The organism is Pseudomonas brassicacearum (genome assembly GCF_009601685.2).
GTDB classification, from domain to species: domain Bacteria; phylum Pseudomonadota; class Gammaproteobacteria; order Pseudomonadales; family Pseudomonadaceae; genus Aquipseudomonas; species Aquipseudomonas kilonensis_B.
The window spans coordinates 4,554,922-4,575,799 of record NZ_CP045701.2 but is presented as its reverse complement, the minus strand read 5'-3'; the positions used below and the strand labels follow the sequence as shown (position 1 = coordinate 4,575,799).

The 20,878-nt window shown below is 64.1% G+C and carries 7 protein-coding genes (1 of these 7 cut by a window edge); 3 read left to right on the top strand and 4 right to left on the bottom strand.

The window, feature by feature from the left end; translation table 11 throughout:
* Window positions 1-117: 117 nt before the first annotated feature.
* The 4 genes from GFU70_RS19345 to tam form a co-directional block, all read right to left on the bottom strand.
* Window positions 118-1,941 carry a glycoside hydrolase family 15 protein gene (locus GFU70_RS19345; protein WP_064107115.1) on the bottom strand — a complete coding sequence of 608 codons (1,824 nt, stop codon included), beginning with the start codon at window positions 1,939-1,941 and terminating at the stop codon, window positions 118-120.
* Entirely contained in the window at window positions 1,934-2,734 is an 801-nt protein-coding gene (locus tag GFU70_RS19340) for a glucose 1-dehydrogenase (RefSeq protein ID WP_058544467.1), read from the bottom strand. The genes GFU70_RS19345 and GFU70_RS19340 overlap by 8 nt, the downstream gene beginning before the upstream one ends.
* Before the next feature lie 215 nt (window positions 2,735-2,949).
* Window positions 2,950-4,083, bottom strand: a complete 1,134-nt coding sequence (locus GFU70_RS19335; protein ID WP_153388657.1) for a cupin-like domain-containing protein — start codon at window positions 4,081-4,083, stop codon at window positions 2,950-2,952.
* Window positions 4,084-4,174: 91 nt separating this feature from the next.
* Window positions 4,175-4,945 (bottom strand): trans-aconitate 2-methyltransferase, encoded by a 771-nt coding sequence (gene tam / locus GFU70_RS19330; protein ID WP_058544469.1) that lies wholly within the window; start codon window positions 4,943-4,945, stop codon window positions 4,175-4,177.
* Window positions 4,946-5,145: 200 nt separating this feature from the next.
* Between tam and GFU70_RS19325 the strand changes: the two genes are divergently transcribed.
* The 3 genes from GFU70_RS19325 to GFU70_RS19315 all read left to right on the top strand — a co-directional run.
* The gene (locus tag GFU70_RS19325) at window positions 5,146-5,880 is read left to right on the top strand and encodes a thioesterase II family protein (RefSeq protein WP_153388656.1); all 735 of its coding nucleotides are present in this window, start codon (window positions 5,146-5,148) and stop codon (window positions 5,878-5,880) included.
* 234 nt (window positions 5,881-6,114) lie between these two features.
* Complete coding sequence (locus tag GFU70_RS19320) at window positions 6,115-19,029, top strand: non-ribosomal peptide synthase/polyketide synthase (protein WP_153388655.1); 12,915 nt, start codon at window positions 6,115-6,117, stop codon at window positions 19,027-19,029.
* Window positions 19,029-20,878, top strand: partial view of a non-ribosomal peptide synthase/polyketide synthase gene (locus GFU70_RS19315; RefSeq protein ID WP_153388654.1) — the start only. Its footprint extends 11,851 nt past the window's final position; 1,850 of the gene's 13,701 nt are visible here — the first part of the coding sequence; it begins with the start codon at window positions 19,029-19,031; the stop codon falls past the right edge of the window. The genes GFU70_RS19320 and GFU70_RS19315 overlap by 1 nt, the downstream gene beginning before the upstream one ends.

The window sequence follows — 20,878 nt, the reverse complement described above, 5'->3', positions numbered from 1 at the left end:
AAGATCAAGATCAAGATCAAGATCAAAAGATCGCAGCCTTCGGCAGCTCCTACGAGGTGCAGCCCAGCGGGGATAAATCCCCTCGCCACAGGGATCGCGTTCAGGCTGAAGGGCAGTTCACGGCTGCCAATGCGTTTTCTCCCCGCTCAACTTGCGATCCAGGAAGCTCGCCGCGCTGATCAGCGCCAGGTGGGTCAGGGCTTGGGGAGTGTTGCCCAGGTGGTAGCCGTGGCTGTCGAACTCTTCGGCGTACAGCCCCAGCGGGTTGGCGTAGCGCAGCAATTGTTCGAATTCCAGTTGGGCTTTTTCCACGCGGCCGGCGCGGGCCAGGCATTCGACGTACCAGAACGAGCAGGCTGCGAATGAACCTTCGATGCCGCTGAGGCCGTCGATGGGGCTGTCGTCGTTGCGGTAGCGATAGACCATGCCGTCGCGCACCAGGTCTTTTTCGATGGCGTCGAGTGTCGAGAGCCAGCGCGGATCGCGGGCGCTGACGAAGCGCACCAGCGGCATCAACAGCATCGAGCCGTCCAGGGCGGTGCTGCCCAGGCGCTGGATGAAGTGCTGGTGTTCGTCGTTCCAGAAGTTTGTCCAGATGTCTTGGTAGATGGCCTGGCGGGTCTTGTCCCAGCGGACGAACGGGGCGGGCAGGGAGCGTTTTTCGGCCAGGCGGATGGCGCGGTCCACGGCGACCCAGCACATCAGCCGCGAATGCAGGAAATGCTGCTTGTCGCCGCGCATTTCCCAGATACCCACGTCCTTGTCCTGCCAGACCTTGCACACCTGGTCGACCACGTCGACGGTGTGTTTCCAGTCTTGATGGGAAATGGCTTCGCCGTATTTATTGACCAGGTACACGGCGTCCATCAGCTCGCCGAAAATGTCCAGTTGCATCTGTTTGTAGGCCAGGTTGCCGATCCGTACCGGCTGCGCATTGCCGAAGCCGCCCAGGTGCGGCAGCGCTGTTTCCGGCAGTTCCAGTCGACCGTCCAGGCCGTAGAGGACGTTGAGTTTGATCGGCTGGTCTCGGCAGTCGCTGACCCGCCCGCGCAGCCAGCGCATGTAGGCGTTGGCCTCATCGACGAAGCCCAGGCGCATGAAGGCGTAGACGGTGAACGAGGCGTCGCGGATCCAGGTATAGCGGTAATCCCAGTTGCGCTCGCCGCCGCGGGTTTCCGGCAGGCCGAAGGTGGCGGCGGCGAGGATGGCACCGTGTTTGCGCGAAGTCAGCAGCTTCAGTGCCAGGGCAGAGCGGTTGACCACTTCCCGCCAGCGTCCGCGGTAATTGGATTGGGCGATCCAGCCGCGCCAGAATGCCAGGGTGCGTTCCAGGCATATCGCGCTGACATCGTCCTGAAGGCGCGGGTCGTCGATGCCGCCCAATAGGAATTCGGCGCTCTGGCCTTGTTCCAGGGTGAATTCGGCCACCGCCGCGTTGCCGTCCAGCGTCATGGGCTGGTCGGCACACAAGCGCAGGCTCGGTTGTCCCGGCGCCTCGAAACAGATGTGGGCAGCGTCCTGGCGCGCAGTGGTGGTGGCCCGGGCGTAGTCATGCCGCACCGCGCAACGCATGCGAAACGTCGCGCTGCCGACGGTCATGTGCACTTTGCGCATCAGCACCGGTAAATCATCCTCGCTGTCGCCGATGGGCAGCAGGTCGGTGATTTCCACCACGGCGCCGTCGCTCAGCCAGCGGGTTTGCAGCACGTTGGTATCGGGCAAGTAGATCTGCTGGCGACGGGCATGCGGCAGGTCCGGAGCCAACTGGAAAATGCCCGCTTCGGGGGTGTCCAGCAGCGAACAGAAGATCGATGGGCTGTCGAATTCCGGCCAGCAGAAAAAGTCGACGCTGCCTCGATCATTGACCAGCGCGGCGCTGCGCATGTCGCCGATGATGCCGTGGTTTTCGATGGGGCTTTGTGGTTCATGATTGTTAGCCATTGTCGCGAAACCCCGGATAAAGGCTCATCCCGCCATCGATGAACAACGTGGTGCCCACTACATAATCGGACAAGTCCGACGCCAGCCAGGCCACCGCGTTGGCGATGTCTTCCACGTCACCAATGCGACCGTAAGGAATCAGCTCCAGCAATTTCTGCTCCTGTTCGCCTTCTGTGGCGTCGCGGTTGATGGCCGTGCGAATGGCGCCCGGGGCGATGCTGTTGATGCGGATGCGCTGGTGGCTGGTTTCCTGGGCCAGGCTCTGCATCAGCAGATCGACACCGCCCTTGGATGCAGCATAGTTGGCGTGACCGGCCCAGGGAATGCGTTGGTGCACCGAACTCATGTGAATGATCTTGCCAGCGGCCCGGGACACGCCCTGGCGAATGCCCTGGCGATTGAAAATCCGCAGGGCGGCGCGGGCGCAGAGGAATTGGCCGGTGAGGTTGGTACCGATCACGGTGTTCCAGTCTTCCAGGTGCATATCGACGGCGGGCGCGTCTTTCTGCAGGCCGGAATTGGCGACCAGGATGTCCAGCGAGCCAAAGGCTTCGAGGGTCTGGGCGAACAGCCGCTCGACGTCCGGCTCCTTCGAAACATCAGCACCGACGGCGATGGCGCGGCCGCCGTTGGCGTTGATTTCACGAGCCAAGTCTTGCGCCGGGCCGGCACTGGAGTGGTAATTGAGCACCACGGCGGCACCGGCCGCCGCCAATGCCTGGGCCGAAGCCGCGCCAATGCCGGAACTGGCGCCGGTGACCAGGGCAACCTGTCGGGCGAGGGAAATCTGCATGGTCTAGCACCTTGAATTGAGGGCCTTACCTGCTGACTGGCGTGAGGCGTGCAGAGTTCATTTGGGTGATGTAGGAGCTGCCGAGCGAAGCGAGGCTGCGATCTTTCCCCAGACACTTGAGTCTTAAGCGAAAGATCAAAAGATCGCAGGCTTCGCCAGCTCCTACACAGCCCAGCGGGAGCAAGCTCCCTCGCTACGAAAGCGGTGTTCGGCTGTTACCAACCCCGCCCCGAATTCACCCAGAAATTCACCGACAACGACGTAGTTACCGACTCCACCTGATGAAACCAACCTTCAGGCAAAAACAGCAAATCCCCAGCCTCCAATGTCACACGCAGGAACGTCACGTCCCGGGCGAGGGGGAAGCGTTGGTAGTCCGGCGCGTCCGGGTTGAAGTCACAGCCGTCCAGCCCGCCTTGGGGCGCCGTGGACCAGGTGCCCAGGGCTTCGCGATGGTGAGGCGCGGCGAGGGTGAAGGTTTTCTGGCCCCAGACCTGGGCGAACAGGTTGTCGGTGTCGTCGCGGTGCAGCGGCGTCAGGGTGCCCTTGGGGCCGATCCAGATGCGCGGGGGGATGAACAGCGAGGGGTCGAAGTAGGGCGGGTACTTGATCTGCTCCATCAGTTGCGCCGGCAGGATGTTGTTGCCCATGTAGGCCGGTGGTTCGCCGTCGGCGCCCTTGGTCGCCGGGCTGTCGAGGGCGGCGATGAAGTCGGCCATGGACGTGGAGCGAAAATCCCGTTCGGTGGAGAAGGTCTTCTTCACGTAGTCGCCGTGGCGGGTGATGCCTTGCAGCTCGGCAAAATGCACCAGGGATGCTTCGCGGCTGAGCTTGAACAACGGCCAGTCCTGCAAGGCATCGCTGATGACCAGCGGAATGCCGTGGGGCAAATAGTGCGCTTGAAACGCCTGCACCGACAGCTCGCTGCGAGGCCGACGCTCCACGCTGCGTTGGGTCGGCAGGCTGGCGGTGAGCTTTTCGCTGAAGCGCGACGGGGTGGGGTAGCGCTTGTTCATGTCGACCTTTTCCACCACGCCAGCGCCATGCCGGGCATGGTCGATGATCTGCGGCAGCAACGTCGCCAGGCCCATGTTGCCGGCGATCTTCAGGCGCCCGCTGGCGAACAGTTCCTCGACATTGGCCATGCCGGCCATGATCCCGAGAAAATCCTTTTCTGCCACCTCGATGGTGACATCGGGGCTGGTGTGGCGGCCGGCCTGGGTGCGGCTGCTGGCCTTGACCTCGGACCAGTAGGCCTGGTGCGGACCGAACACGAATTGAAAGACGCCTTCGATACCAACGGCGCCGGCATTGGCGAACAGTTTGCCCAGGATGGTTTGCAGGTCCACGGCGGTCACTCTTGCGGGTTTTTGGTCTTAGCAGGTAACGAGGGCCTGGATCAGAAGTTTAGTCCCCATCGCTGCGTCATCGACCGTCGCCCTAACGCGTCGCGACCATGAACACCCGGGGAAACGGCAGCAGCACCGTTCCATCGTCCAAGGTGGGATAAGCCTGTTCGATCGCCTTGAGGTACTGCGCCAGGTACTGCTCGCGCTGCGCCTCGTCCAGCGGTTCGAGAAACGGCCGCAAGCCGCTGCCCTTGAACCATTCCACCACGCCTGCGGCGCCATCGGCCAAGGGGTGATGGTAGGTGGTGCGCCACACATCGACGCGGCTGCAGTGGGGCTTGAGGATCGCGTAATACGCGCTGGCGTCTTCCACGTCGGTCCGCGAATCAGCCGCCCCGGCCAGTTGGTTGGCCCACGGGCCGTTGGCGGCGATTTCCCGCATCAGGCGGTGGGAAGGCTGGTGCAGGGTGTCGGGCATCTGGATCGCCAGGCTGCCACCGGGGGCGAGTTTTTCCACCAGCGAGGGCAGCAGGGTGGCGTGGTCGGGCAGCCATTGCAGCACGGCGTTGGCGAAGATCACGTCGAACGGCCCGGGTTCGTCCCATTGGCCGATGTCGACGGTGTCGAACGCTACGGCGGGCAGGCGTTTGCGTGCGGCGTCGACCATATCGCTGGAACTGTCCAGGCCGCGTACCGTGGCGTTGTTGAAATATTCCACCAGCAGTTCGGTGGAATTGCCCGGGCCGCACCCCAGGTCGATCACCGAGCGGGCCTGGGTGGGGGGAATGGCGGCGAGCAGGTCCCGGGATGGACGGGTGCGTTCCTGTTCGAAGGCGACGTATTGCTTGGCGGACCAGCCCATGGCGTTCTCCTGTGTGGTGCACTGTTCGAGGTATCGCCAGTATAAGGTCGGGCGGGAAGATGAACCGCGTTATCGTTCATCGCGGGCAAGCCTTGCCCCCTCAAGGTGCCGTCATCTCGTAGCGAACGTCACGGTTTTGACTAAATCGGTGGGTTACGATTTCGTTATCTTGCTTACACGACCGATCGGAGAAAACCGCAGTGACCCAACTGACCCTGCTGTGCCTGCCTTATTCCGGCGCCAGCGCGATGGTGTACAGCCGCTGGCGGCGCAAGTTGCCGCAATGGCTGCACGTGCAGCCGGTGGAATTGCCGGGACGCGGGGCGCGCTTCGACGAGCCGTTGCACACCGACATGGGGCCGTTGGCGATGCAACTGGCACGGGAGCTGTCCGCGACGCTCCAGGCCCCTTACGCCTTGTTCGGCCACAGCCTGGGCGCGCTGCTGGCCTGCGAGATCGGCCATGCCCTGCGTGAGCTCGGCGGCCCGGAACCGGTGGCGCTGTTCGCGTCCGGCACCGCGGCGCCGACGATGCGCGCCGACTACGACCGCGGTTTCGCCGAACCGAAAACCGACGCTGAACTGATCGAGCAACTGCGCACCCTCAACGGCACCAGCGAAGAGATATTGGCCAATGAAGAACTGATGGCCCTGACCTTGCCGATCCTGCGGGCCGATTTTTTGCTGTGCGGACGTTTCCAGCCGCGGATCCGGCCTCCGCTCAACTGCCCGGTGCATGTGCTCGGTGGCACCACCGACAAGGCCACCACGGAGCAACTGATTGGCTGGCGCCAGGAAACCATGGGCAGCTTCTCGGTGGACATGCTGGCCGGTGGGCACTTCTTCATTCATGAGCATGAGGCCAAGGTGCTGCGGCTGATCAAGGATCAGTTGAGCGTGCATCATCGGCGGCATGGGTTGGCGATCAGCGCCTGACCTGCGGATTCCATAGCGGTTCATCGGTCCCTGTAGGAGCTGCCGAAGGCTGCGATCTTTTGATTTTGATCTGCTGATCTTTCGCTCGGGGCTCAATGGGCAGGGGAAAGATCGCAGCCTCGTTGCACTCGTCAGCTCCTACATTCTCAAGCGCTAATTTTTCCGGTTTGCATTCGTTTCATAGGGACGACTTGCCTTTGTGCCTTGTGCCCACTGATTCCGGATACCCCAGAAATGAATGCTGAAGACGCCTTGAAACTTGCTCGCCGGTTTATCGGGTTGCCCCTGGAAAAGCGCCGGATGTTCCTGGCCGCGCTGGACAAGGAGGGCGTGGAGTTCAGCGGTTTTCCCATTCCTCGGGGCGTCGAGGCCGAGGATCGCCAGGCGTTGTCCTATGCCCAGCAGCGCATGTGGTTTCTCTGGCAACTGGAGCCGGGCAGCGGCGCCTACAACCTGCCGGGAGCGGTGCGGCTCAAGGGCGCGTTGAGCCTGCCGGCGCTGGAGCAAGCTTTCGCCAGCCTGGTGGCCCGTCATGAAACCCTGCGCACGGTGTTCCAGCGCCAGACCGACGACAGCCTTCTGCAAGTGCCCTCCAGCACTGCACTGGCGATCGGGCACAAGGACTTCAGTGCCTTGCCGGCTGCCGAACGCGAGCAGGCAGTGCGCCGGGCCGCCGAAGCACAATCGATGCAGCCCTTCGACTTGTCCAGCGGCCCTTTGCTGCGGGTCGAATTGCTCACGCTCGATGAGCAGGAACATGTGCTGCTGCTGACCTTGCACCACATCGTCTCCGATGGCTGGTCGATGAATGTACTGATCGACGAGTTCATCCGCTGCTACGACGCCCATGAAGCGGGCATTGCGCCGCAACTGGCCGACTTGCCGATCCAGTACAGCGACTACGCCTTGTGGCAGCGCCGCTGGCTGGAAGCGGGTGAGCAGGCGCGTCAACTGGCGTATTGGCAGGCGCAACTGGGCGATGAACATCCCGTGCTGGAATTGCCCATCGATCACCCGCGCCCGGCGATGCCCAGCTATCGCGGCACGCGTTTTGAATTTGCCGTGGAGCCGGCACTGGCCGAGCAACTGCGCACCACGGCCCAGCAGCACAACATCACCCTGTTCATGCTCCTGCTCGGCGCGTTCAATGTGTTGCTGCATCGCTATACCGGCCATACCGATATCCGCGTCGGCGTGCCCATCGCCAACCGCAACCGCGCGGAAACCGAAGGGCTGATCGGCTTCTTCGTCAACACTCAGGTATTGCGCACCGAGCTCGGCGGCCAGACCCGTGTCGATGAGTTGCTGCGAACGGTCAAGGAAGCGGCCCTCGGCGCCCAAGCCCATCAGGACCTGCCGTTCGAACGGTTGGTCGAAGCCCTGAAACTGGAGCGCAGCCTCAGCCACACGCCGCTGTTCCAGGTGATGTACAACCACCAGCCGCAAGTGGCCGACATCGCCAGTATCCGCACCGCCTCGGGGCTGGAGTTGTCGATGCTGCAATGGCAGAGCCGCACCACGCAGTTCGACCTGACCCTCGACACCTGGGAAAAGGCCGGCAAGCTGCACGCGGCGCTGACCTATGCCAACGATCTGTTCGACGCCGCTACGGTCGAGCGCATGGCCCGGCACTGGACGCGACTGCTGCAGGGCATGGTTGCCGACAGCCGCGCGCTCGTCGCTGAGTTGCCGTTGCTTGAAGCCGATGAGTATCAGTGCCTGATCCATGACTGGAACCCTGTGGGCGCGCCGTTCGAGCAAGGGCTGTGCATTCACCAGATGATTGCTCGCCAGGTTGAAGCCACGCCAGATGCCCTGGCTGTGATCTTCGCCAACACTCAACTGAGCTACAGCGAACTCGACGGTCGCGCCAATCGCCTGGCCCATAAACTCATCGAATTGGGTGTAGGCCCGGAAGTGCGGGTGGGCGTGGCGATGCCGCGTTCCGAGCACCTGCTGATCGCCTTGCTGGCGGTGCTCAAGGCCGGTGGCGCCTACGTGCCGCTGGACCCGGATTATCCAGTCGAGCGGGTGGCCTACATGCTCGACGACAGCCGTGCGCGGGTGTTGCTGACTGAGCAAGCGGTGGCGGCGACGCTGAGCGTGCCGGCTGAAACCACCGTGCTGATGCTGGATCGGATCGAGCTGGGGCAGTACCCACTGAGTGCACCGATCACCCATGTCACGCCGGACAACCTCGCCTACGTGATCTACACCTCCGGCTCCACCGGCAAGCCCAAGGGCGTGGCGATTGTCCATCGCAACGTGCTGGCGCTGATCGACTGGTCTCAATCGGTCTACAGCCGCGATGACATCCAGGGTGTGTTGGCTTCGACATCGGTGTGCTTCGATCTGTCGGTGTGGGAGTTGTTCGTGACCTTGGCCAACGGCGGCTCGCTGATCATCGCGCGCAATGCCCTGGAATTGCCGCAACTGCCGGCCCGGGATCAGGTGCGCCTGATCAACACCGTGCCCTCGGCGATTGCCGCGTTGCTGCGCAGCGATGAGATCCCGGCCAGCGTGCGCATCATCAACCTGGCCGGTGAGCCACTGAAGCAGAGCCTGGTGGATGCGCTCTATCAGCACCCCACCTGTGGGAGTGAGCCTGTGCAAGCAGAGCCATTAGAAGCAAGGCCAGTAGGGGTAGGGACAGTAGGGAGAGGGACAGTAAAAGTAGGGCCTGTGGGAGCAAAGCTTGCTCGCGATAGCCTCCTATCGGCTGGCCCATGTGTGACTGACCCACCGCCATCGCGAGCAAGCTTTGCTCCCACAGGCCTAGCTCCCACAGGTCTCGCTTCCACAGGTTCTGATTTTGCAGGATCTGCTTCCACAGGCTTTGCTCCCACAGGCTCACTCCCACAAGGAATCGAGCATGTGTACGACCTTTATGGCCCATCGGAAGACACCACCTATTCCACCTGGACCCGCCGCACCGCTGGCGGCACGGCGAACATCGGCCGGCCTCTCAAGCACACCGCCAGCTACCTGCTCGACGCCGACCTGCAACCCGTGCCCCAAGGCGTTTCGGCAGAGCTGTACCTGAGCGGCGCGGGCATCACCCGTGGCTACCTTGGCCGCGCGGCGATGACCGCCGAGAAGTACGTGCCCAACCCGTTCTCCACAACCGGCGAACGCCTGTACCGCACCGGTGACCTGGCCCGTTATCAGGCCAACGGCAATTTGCAGTACGTCGGCCGCATCGACCATCAGGTAAAGATCCGCGGCTTCCGTATCGAGCTGGGAGAAATCGAAGCGCGGCTGCAGCAACAACCCCAGGTGCGCGAACTGGCGGTGCTGGCCCAGGACGGCGAACACGGCCAGCAACTGGTGGCCTTCATCGTCCCGAGCGACGCCACCGTGCTGACCCAGGTCGAGGCCCAGGTGCACGTGCGCGAAACCCTCAAGGCCGCCCTGCGCGAACACCTGCCGGACTACATGGTGCCGGCCTACCTGGTGTTTCTCGCACAACTGCCGCTGACCCCCAACGGCAAACTCGACCGCAAGGCGTTGCCGGCCATTGACGGCAGCGAGCAGCAACGCGAATTCGTCGCGCCCGACAGCCCGCTGGAAAAAGCCCTGGCGGCGATCTGGCAGGACGTGCTGAACCTCGACAGCATCGGCCTGGAAGACAACTTCTTCGAGCTGGGCGGCGACTCCATCGTCTCCATGCAAGTGGTCAGCCGTGCGCGGCAGGCCGGGATCGTGCTCAATCCCAAATCGCTGTTTCAACACCAGACCCTGCGCAGCCTGGCACGGGTAGCGCGCCAGGGTGACAGTCATGCGATCGATCAGGGCCTGGCGCGCGGCGCGGTGCCGTTGACGCCGGTGCAGCATTGGTTCTTCGAGCGCGACATTCCCGAGCGGCAACACTGGAACCAGTCGCTGTTGCTGGTGCCTGGCGAGCGTCTCGACGTCGTGGCATTGGCATCGGCCCTGGCCCGTTTGGTTGAACACCATGACAGCCTGCGCCTGCGCTTTACCCAAGTGAACGGGCAGTGGCAGCAAGCCTATGCCGAGCCGTCGGCGGCCAGCCTGTTGTGGCAGCGGCAGGCGACGTCGGTGGAGCAGCTCAACGCCCTGTGCGACGACGCCCAGCGCAGCCTCGACCTGGAAGACGGGCCGCTGCTGCGGGCCTTGCTGGTGGACATGGACGATGACAGCCAGCGCTTGTTGCTGGCGATCCATCACCTGGTGGTGGACGGCGTTTCGTGGCGTGTGTTGCTGGGCGACTTGCAAGCGTTCTACGGCCAGTTGCAGGCCGGTCAGGCGATCCAGGTGCCGGCCAAAACCAGCGCGTATAGGCAATGGGCCGCGCGCCTGCACGGGCATCTCGATGGCTTCATGGACAGCCTCGATTACTGGCGCGCCCAGGGCACTGCACCGGCGGGCAACGGCTTGCCATGCGATTACCCCGAGCGGCTGCTGCAAGCCCGTGACGAGCGCAAGGTCCAGGTGCGGCTGGACGCCGAACAGACTCGCCAACTGCTGCAACAGGCGCCGAAGGCCTACCGCACCCAGGTCAACGACCTGCTGCTGACCGCGCTGGCCCGTACGATCTGCCGCTGGACCGGCCAGGGCAGCACGCTGATCCAACTCGAAGGCCATGGCCGCGAAGACCTGTTCGATGGCGTTGACTTGACCCGTACCGTCGGCTGGTTCACCAGCCTGTTCCCGGTCAGCCTCAGCCCGGCGCCGGCGTTGAGTGCCTCGGTCAAGGCCATCAAGGAACAACTGCGCGCCGTGCCGGACAAGGGCTTGGGCTACGGCGTGCTGCGCTACCTGGGCGAACCTGAAGTGCGTGCCGAACTGGCGGCCTTGCCGGCACCGCGCATCACCTTCAACTACCTGGGCCAGTTCGACCGGCAGTTCGACGAAGGCGCGCTGTTCGTGCCGTCCAGCGAAGGCAGTGGCGCGGCGCAACAGGCCCGGGCGCCGCTGGCGAACTGGTTGACGGTGGAAGGCCAGGTCTACGGCGGTGAGCTGTCCCTGAACTGGGGGTTCAGCGAGCGGATGTTCAAGCACCGGACCATCGAGACACTGGCCGCTGACTACCTCGCCGAACTCGGCGCATTGATCGAACACTGCTGCGCGCTGGAAACGCCGCAGGCCACGCCATCGGACTTTCCCCTGGCATGCATCAGTCAGGCGCAACTCGACAGCCTGCCGGTGCCCGCCGGGCAGTTGGACGACCTGTATCCACTGTCGCCGATGCAGCAGGGCTTGCTGTTCCACACCTTGTACGAGCAGGCGGCGGGGGAGTACATCAACCAATTGCGGGTGGATATCCAGGGCATCGATGCGCAGCGCTTCGCTGACGCCTGGCAGGCCACCCTCGACGCCCACGAAATCTTGCGTAGCGGCTTTGTCTGGCAGGGCGACCTTGAGCAGCCGTTGCAGATCGTCCGGCGCCAGGTCGAGTTGCCGTTCACGACCCTCGATTGGCGCGGGCGCGATCACCTCACCGACGCCTTGAATGAGCGCGCCGACGCCGAGCGCCGCCAGGGCTTCGACCTGGCCCAGGCGCCGTTGCTGCGCCTGGTGCTGGTGCAGACCGAGGCCGAGCGCTGGCACCTGATCTACACCCATCACCACATCCTGATGGACGGCTGGAGCAACGCCCAACTGCTCGGCGAAGTCCTGCAGCGTTACAGCGGTCGCTTGCCCAAGGCCAATGTCGGGCGTTATCGCGACTACATCGCCTGGCTGCAACGCCAGGACGCTCAACTGGGCGAGACGTTCTGGACCGACCAGTTGGCAACCCTGCAAGCGCCAACCCGGTTGGCGCGCGTCATGTCCGTCGGCGAAATCCACAGCGGCCACGGCGACCATTTCCAGACGTTGGACGCTTCTCGCACCCAGGCCCTGGAACAATTCGCCCGCCAACAGAAAGTCACCCTCAACACCTTGGTGCAAGCGGCGTGGCTGTTGCTGCTGCAACGCTACACCGGCCATGACAGTGTAGCCTTCGGTGCCACCGTGGCTGGGCGTCCGGCGGATCTGCCGGGCATCGAGCAGCAGATCGGCCTGTTCATCAACACCTTGCCGGTGATCGCTGCGCCGCGTCCGGACCAGTCGGTCGGTGCCTGGCTGCAAGCCGTGCAGGCGCAGAACCTCAGCTTGCGGGAATTCGAGCACACGCCGTTGGCGGACATCCAGCGCTGGGCCGGGCAGGGCGGCGAGGCGCTGTTCGACAACATCCTGGTGTTCGAGAACTACCCGATTGCCCAGGCCCTGGCAGAAGGTGCCGGGCAGGGCGCGGTGTTTGGCGAAGTCACCCACCTGGAGCAAACCCATTACTCGTTGAGCGTGGCCGTGACCCTCGGCCAGACCCTGACGCTGCACTACAGTTTTGACCGGGCGCATTTCAGCCCGACGGCCATCGAAGGCATCAGCGCGCATCTGTCGCAGCTGTTGGAGCGCTTCGCCGAGTCGGCGGTGCGTAACCTGGGGCAAATCGCCCTGGTCAGCGCCGAGGAACAGGCCTGGCAACAGGCAGCCAACTCTGCGCAGCCGTACCCGACCGACATCGCCGTGCATCAGCGCATCGCCGATCTGGCGGCGCACAAGCCCCAGGCTACGGCGGTGATCTTCGACGGCCAGCGTTTCAGCTATGGCGAGATCGACCGGCGCGCCAACCAGTTGGCCCACGCCTTGATTGCCCGTGGCGTGGGGCCGGAAACCCGCGTTGGCGTGGCCCTGCCGCGCAGCGAAGGGGTGATCGTCGCGCTGCTGGCAGTGCTCAAGGCTGGCGGGGCCTATGTTCCACTGGATACCAGTTACCCACGTGAACGCCTGGCCTACCTGATCGAGGATTCCGGGCTGGCGCTGTTGCTCACCGACTCCCGGGTGTCGGAAAAGTTGCCCCTGGCAGGCGCCGCCCAGGTGCTGGAACTCGATCGCCTGGACCTGAGCCTGCAACCGACCGACGCCCCAGCCGTGCGTATCGATCCGCAGAACCTGGCCTACGTTATCTACACCTCCGGTTCCACCGGCAACCCCAAAGGTGTGAGCGTGGCCCATGGTCCGCTGGCGATGCACTGCCAGGCCATCGGCGAGCGCTATGAAATGCGCGACAGCGATTGCGAATTCCATTTCATGTCGTTCGCCTTCGACGGAGCCCACGAACGCTGGCTCACCAGCCTGACCCACGGTGCTTCGCTGCTGATTCGCGACGACAGCCTGTGGACCCCGGAGCAGACCTACAACGCGATGCGCGAACACGGCGTGACGGTGGTGGCGTTTCCGCCGGTGTACCTGCAACAACTGGCCGAGCACGCCGAGCGCGAGGGCAACCCGCCGAAGGTGCGCATCTACTGCTTTGGCGGCGATGCGGTGCCCAACGCCAGCTTCGAACGGGTCAAACGCGCCCTCGATCCGGACTTCATCATCAATGGCTATGGCCCGACCGAAACCGTGGTCACCCCGCTGATCTGGAAGGCCGGCCGCGATGTAGCGTGCGGCGCCGCCTATGCGCCCATCGGCAGCCGCATCGGCGACCGCAGCGCCTACGTGCTCGACGCCGACTTGAACCTGCTGCCCCAGGGCATGGCCGGCGAACTGTACTTGGGTGGCACCGGCCTGGCCCGGGGCTACCTGAACCGTCCGGGCCTGACGGCCGAGCGCTTTGTCGCCGACCCGTTCAGCGCTTGCGGCGGCTTGCTGTACCGCACCGGCGACCTGGTGCGCCAACGCGCCGATGGCACCTTCGATTACCTGGACCGCATCGACAATCAAGTGAAGATCCGCGGCTTCCGCATCGAACTGGGTGAAGTCGAAGCCAGCCTGCAAGCCCTTGAAGGCGTGCGCGAAGCGGTTGTCGTAGCCCAGGAAGGCGCTGCTGGCAGTGGCAAGCGCCTGGTCGCCTATGTGGTGGCCAATGAAGCCGTGCAAAAGGATTTCGCCGAGCACTTGCGTGACCAGCTCAAGGCGACATTGCCGGCGCACATGGTCCCGGCTTATCTGCTGCTGCTCGAATATCTGCCGCTGACCCCCAACGGCAAGCTCGACCGCAAGAACCTGCCCAAGCCTGACGTCAGCCAATTGCAGCAAACCTACGTGGCACCGCGCAGCACGCTGGAACAGCAACTGGTGTCGATCTGGCAGGACGTGCTCAAGCTCGCGCAAGTGGGCCTGCGGGACAATTTCTTCGAACTGGGCGGTGACTCCATCGTCTCGATCCAGGTGGTCAGCCGTGCACGTCAGGCCGGCATCCATTTCACCCCCAAGGACTTGTTCCAGCACCAGACCATCGAGGCGCTGGCGGCGGTGGCACGCCTGGGCGAAACCAGCCAATCCGTCGATCAAGGGCCGGTGACCGGCGAGTTAACGCTGTTGCCGGTGCAACGGCTGTTCTTCGAACAGGCTATCCCCCAGCGTCAGCACTGGAACCAGGCGGTGATGCTCAAGCCGACACAAGGACTCGATGCGCGGGTGCTGGAGCACGCCTTGAACGCGCTGGTGGTGCATCACGATGGCCTGCGTTTGAGCTTTACCGACGCGGGCGAGGGTTGGCAGGCACGTTACCGCTCGCCAGCCAGCCACGGCGAAGACCTGCTCTGGTTGGCGGACGTGCCAGATGCCCAGGCCCTGGCAAACCTTGCCAACGCAGCGCAACGCAGCCTGGACCTGCAAGACGGGCCGCTGCTGCGCGCGGTATTGGCGACGCTGGCCGATGGCAGCCAGCGGCTGTTGCTGGTGATTCACCACCTGGTGGTGGACGGCGTGTCGTGGCGGATTCTGTTCGAGGATCTGCAAAGCGCCTACCGTCAGTTGTCCAGCGACCAGGCCTTGCAGTTGCCGCCCAAAACCACTTCGGCACGGGCCTGGGCCGAGCACCTGCAAGGCTATGCCGGCAGCACGCCGTTGCAGGAAGAGCTGGCGTACTGGCAGGCGCAGCTCGATGGCGTCGATGGGCAGTTGCCGATGGACAATCCACAGGGCGGCCAGCAGAACCGTCTCGCACTGACCGTGCGCAGCCGACTCGATGCGTCACTGACTCGCCAGTTGCTGCAAGATGCGCCCAAGGCCTATCGCACCCAGGTCAATGACCTGCTGCTCACCGCCTTGGCCCGGGTCATGGTGCGCTGGACCGGCACCGACAGCGCGCTGATCCAGCTCGAAGGCCATGGCCGCGAAGCCTTGTTCGATGACGTGGACCTGACCCGTACCGTCGGTTGGTTCACCAGCCTGTACCCGGCCAGGCTCACGCCGGTGGCGGACCTGGGGCACTCCCTCAAGCAGATCAAGGAACAACTGCGGGCGATTCCGAACAAGGGCCTGGGCTTTGGAGTCCTGGCCCATCTGGGCGATGACGCGGCGCGGGCGACCTTGGCGCGCCTGCCGATACCGTGCCTGACCTTCAACTACCTGGGCCAGTTCGACGCCAGTTTCAATGAGGCCGACGGTGCCTTGTTCGTGCCGGCCAGCGAAACGGCCGGCGATGAGCTGGACGCCGAGGCGCCGCTGTCCAATGTCCTGGCCCTGAACGGGCAGGTGTTCGGCGGCGAGCTGAACCTGGGGTGGACCTTCAGCCGCGAGGTGTTCAACGAAGCCACCGTCCAGGCCTTGGCCGACGATTACGCCCGCGAGCTGCAAGGGCTGATCGAGCATTGCTGTGACGACAGGTATTGCGCCGTGACGCCGTCGGACTTCCCCCTGGCGAGCCTGGACCAACAGCAATTGGACGGGCTGCCGATGGCGCCGGCGCAGATCGCCGACCTGTATCCGCTGTCGCCGATGCAGCAGGGGATGTTGTTCCATGCGGTCTACGGTGACGCCAGCGGCGATTACATCAACCAACTGCGCCTGGACGTCGAGGGGCTGGACCCGCAGCGCTTCCGCCAGGCTTGGCAGGCGGCGGTGGACGCCCATGACATCCTGCGCACGCGGTTCGTCTGGCAGGGCGATTTGCCGGGGCCGGTGCAGGTGGTCAGCAAACACCTGGCGCTGCCTTACAGCCTGCATGACCTGCGGGCCGACCCACAGCGCGACCAGACCTTGCAGGCCCTGGCCGATGGTGAACGCCAGCAACTGGACCTGAGTGCCCCGGCCCTGTTGCGACTGGTGATCGTGCGCCTCGACGAGCAGCGCTACCACCTGATCTACACCCACCATCACATCCTGATGGATGGCTGGAGCAACTCGCAATTGCTCGGCGAAGTGCTGCAGCGCTACAGCGGACAGCCCGTGGCCGTTCATGGCAGTCGTTATCAGGATTACATCGCCTGGCTGCAACGCCAGGATGCCGCCGCCAGCGAGGCGTTCTGGACGCCTGCGCTGCAACGCCTGGAGACGCCGACACGGCTGGCGGACGTCATGGCGAAACCGCAGGCGGCCGGCACCGGTTATGGCGACCATGTGCAGGTCCTGGACGAAGCGCTGACCCGACGCCTGGAAGCGTTCGCCCGCACCTCGAAAGTCACCGTCAACACGTTGGTGCAGGCCGCGTGGCTGCTGCTGTTGCAGCGTTACACCGGCAAAGACACCGTGGCGTTCGGCGCAACCGTGGCCGGTCGTCCGGCGGACCTGCCGGGCATCGAGCAGCAGATCGGCCTGTTCATCAACACCTTGCCGGTGATCGCCAGCCCACGGGCCGAGCAATCGTTGGACAGCTGGCTGCAAACGGTGCAGGCGCAAAACCTGGCGCTGCGCGAGTTCGAGCACACCGCGTTGCTGGACATCCAGCGCTGGGCCGGGCAGGGCGGTGAAGCGCTGTTCGACAGCCTGTTGGTGTTCGAAAACTATCCGATTGCCCAGGCTTTGGAGCAGGGCGCGCCGGACGGTTTGCGCTTCGGCCCGGCGGCCACCCAGGAGCAGACCAACTACCCATTGACCTTGCTGGTGGGCCTGGACCGTCAATTGTCGGTGCACATGAGCTACCAGCGGGCGAGCTTCGAACCCGCCACCGTGGTGCGATTGGCCACGCATCTGGCCCAGTTGCTGGGTCAGATGACGGCCCATGGCGAGCGCTGCCTGGGTGAACTGTCGATGCTGGAGTTCGATGAACATCAGCGCCTGACCCATGACTGGAACCCGGTTGACGCGCCGTTCGAGCAAGGGCTGTGCATTCACCAGATGATTGCTCGCCAGGTTGAAGCCACGCCAGATGCCTTGGCGGTGACCTTCGCCAACACTCAACTGAGCTACAGCGAGCTCGACGGTCGCGCCAATCGCCTGGCCCACAAGCTCATCGAACTGGGCGTGGGTCCCGAAGTCCGGGTCGGCGTGGCGATGCCGCGCTCCGAACACCTGCTGATCGCCTTGCTGGCGGTGCTCAAGGCCGGTGGCGCCTACGTGCCGCTGGACCCGGATTATCCAGTCGAGCGGGTGGCCTACATGCTCGACGACAGCCGTGCGCGGGTGTTGCTGACCGAGCAAGCGGTGGCGGCGACGCTGAGCGTGCCGGCTGAAACCACCGTGCTGATGCTCGACCAGCTCGATCTTTCACGCTATCCATTGAGCGCACCGCACAGCAGCGTCACGCCAGACAACCTCGCCTACGTCATCTACACCTCCGGCTCCACCGGCAAGCCCAAGGGCGTGGCGATTGCCCATCGCAACGTGCTGGCGCTGATCGACTGGTCTCAATCGGTCTACAGCCGCGATGACATCCAGGGTGTGTTGGCTTCGACATCGGTGTGCTTCGATCTGTCGGTGTGGGAACTGTTCGTGACCTTGGCCAACGGCGGCTCGCTGATCATCGCCCGCAATGCCCTGGAATTGCCGCAACTGCCGGCCCGGGATCAGGTGCGCCTGATCAACACCGTGCCCTCGGCGATTGCCGCGTTGCTGCGCAGCGATGAGATCCCGGCCAGCGTGCGCATCATCAACCTGGCCGGTGAGCCACTGAAGCAGAGCCTGGTGGATGCGCTCTACCAGCACCCCACCTGTGGGAGTGGGCCTGTGCAAGCAGAGCCATTAGAGGCAAGGCTAGTAGGGGTAGGGACAGTAGGGGAAGGGACAGTAGAAATAGGGCCTATGGGAGCAAAGCTTGTGGGAGCAAAGCTTGCTCGCGATAGCATCCTATCGGCTGGCCCATGTGTGACTGACCCACCGCCATCGCGAGCAAGCTTTGCTCCCACAGGCCTAGCTCCCACAGGTCTCGCTTCCACAGGTTCTGATCTTGCAGGATCTGCTTCCACAGGCTTTGCTCCCACAGGCTCACTCCCACAAGGGATCGAGCATGTGTACGACCTTTATGGCCCCTCGGAAGACACCACCTATTCCACCTGGACCCGCCGCACCGTCGGCGGCACGGCGAACATCGGTCGGCCCCTCAAGCACACCGCCAGCTACCTGCTCGACGCCGATCTGCAACCCGTCCCCCAAGGCGTCTCGGCGGAGCTGTACCTGAGCGGCGCGGGCATCACCCGTGGCTACCTTGGCCGCGCGGCGATGACCGCCGAAAAATACGTACCCAACCCGTTCTCCACAACCGGCGAACGCCTCTACCGCACTGGGGACCTGAGCCGTTACCGCGCCGATGGCGTGCTCGAATACCTGGGCCGTATCGACCATCAAGTGAAGATCCGCGGCTTCCGTATCGAGCTGGGAGAAATCGAAGCGCGACTGCTGCAACAACCCCAGGTGCGCGACGTGGCGGTCCTGGCCCAGGACGCATCGGGCGCTCAGCAACTGGTGGCCTATGTGGTCGTCCCGGCGCTGAACCTGAATGCCACCGAAGCCCAACGCGCTCTGCGCGATGAACTCAAGGTCGCCCTGCGTGAACACCTGCCGGACTACATGATCCCGGCGCACCTGTTGTTCCTCGAGCAACTGCCGCTGACCCCCAACGGCAAGCTCGACCGCAAGGCCCTGCCAGCGGTGGAGACCGGCCTGTTGCAGGCCGGTTATGTCGCCCCGGCCAGCGAGCTTGAACAGCAGGTGGCGGCGATCTGGTCCCAAGTGCTCACGGTGGAACGCGTGGGCCTGAACGATCACTTCTTCGAGCTGGGCGGTCATTCGCTGCTGGCGGTCAATGCCGTCTCGCGCATGGCGCTCGAACTGGGGTTGACGCTGACCCCGCAATTGATTTTCCAGCATCCCGTCCTGGGGGAATTTGTCGCGCAACTCGACACAGCGGACGGGCCGATCGATGAACAGAAACTGAACAAGCTGGAAGCCCTGCTTGATGAAATGGAGGAAGTCTGATGGACAAGAGTGTTGCTTTGAGGATTGCCAAGCGCTTTATCACTCTGCCGCTGGACAAACGTAAGCGCTACCTGGAAAAGATGCTCGAAGAGGGCGTCTCGCCGGCCAATCTGCCGATCCCCGAGGTCCGCTCCGGGTTCGAACAGATCGCGCTGTCCTACGCCCAGGAACGCCAGTGGTTCCTGTGGCAGATGGACCCCCACAGCTCGGCCTACCACATCCCCAGTGCCTTGCGTCTCAAAGGACGGCTGGACGTAGCGGCCCTGGAGCGCAGCTTCAACGCCCTGGTCGAGCGCCACGAGAGCTTGCGCACCACCTTCATCGAGAACGGCGAGCAGACCGTGCAGGTCATCCACCGCCAAATGCCCCTGCGCATCGCGGTCGAGGCGTTGCCCGTCGGTTCGCCGCTCAGCCAGGACGACAGCATCAAGGCGTTCGTCGAGCGCGAAATCGCCCGTCCGTTCGACCTGCGCCAAGGGCCGTTGCTGCGGGTTGCGCTGTTGAACATCGCCGAGGACGACCACGTGCTGGTGTTGATCCAGCACCACATCATTGCCGATGGCTGGTCGATGCAGGTGCTGGTGGACGAACTGGTGCGCCATTACGCCGCCGACACTGCCGGCCAGTCCCTGGTCTTGCCGGAACTGACCGTGCAGTACGCCGACTATGCGATCTGGCAACGCCACTGGCTCGAAGCCGGTGAGCGCGAGCGACAATTGGCCTATTGGGTCCAGACCCTGGGCCGCGAACAGCCGGTGCTGGCGTTGCCGCTGGATCATCCGCGCCCACCCGTGCAGAGCTTTCGTGGCGCACGCCTGGACTTGAGCCTGGCGCCGGAACTGGGCGCGGCGCTCAAGCAACTGGCCCAGCGCGAAGGGGCCAGCCTGTTCATGGTGTTGCTGGCCTCGTTCCAGGCCTTGCTGCACCGCTACAGCGGCCAGCCGCAGATTCGTGTCGGGGTGCCGGTGGCCAACCGCAACCGGGTCGAGACCGAGGGCCTGATCGGCTTTTTCGTCAACACCCAGGTGCTCAACGCCGATGTCGATGGGCAAATGCCGTTCGACCGCTTGCTCGCCCAGGTCAAGCAGTCGGCCATGGCCGCCCAGGCTCATCAGGACCTGCCGTTCGAACAACTGATCGAGGCGCTGCAACCGGAGCGCAGCCTCAGCCACAGCCCGATTTTCCAGGTCATGTTCAACCACCAGACCGCCAGCGACACCCAGGACCGACAGATGCAATTGCCGCAACTGAGCATCGAGGACCTGGTGTGGGAAGGGCACACCGCCCAGTTCGATTTGACCTTGGGCACGTATGAAACCGGGCAGGGCGTGGTCGCGGAGCTGACCTACGCCACCGACCTCTTCGAACCACAGACCATCGAACGCCTGGCCCGTCACTGGCAGAACCTGCTGCAAGGTATCGTCGATGCGCCGCAGCAACGTATCGGCGAATTGCCGTTGCTCGATGCCACCCAGCAGCGTCTGACGCAGCGAGATTGGCACCGTGTGGTTGATCATGGCCCCATGGCGTGTGTACACCAGCGCATCGCCGAACAGGCTCGCGCGACCCCGGACGCTCTGGCGCTGACGATCGATGGGCAGGCCCTGACCTACGGGCAGTTGGACGCACGCGCCAACCAGCTCGCCCACCGCTTGATTACCCTGGGCGTGACGCCTGACCAGCCGGTGGGGATCGCGGTGGAGCGCAGCGCCGAGATGATTGTCGGCCTGCTGGCGATCCTCAAGGCCGGCGGCGCCTACGTGCCGCTGGACCCGGCGTACCCCGAGGATCGCCTGGCCTACATGATCCAGGACAGCGGCATCGAGTTGCTGCTGACCCAGGCCCGTTT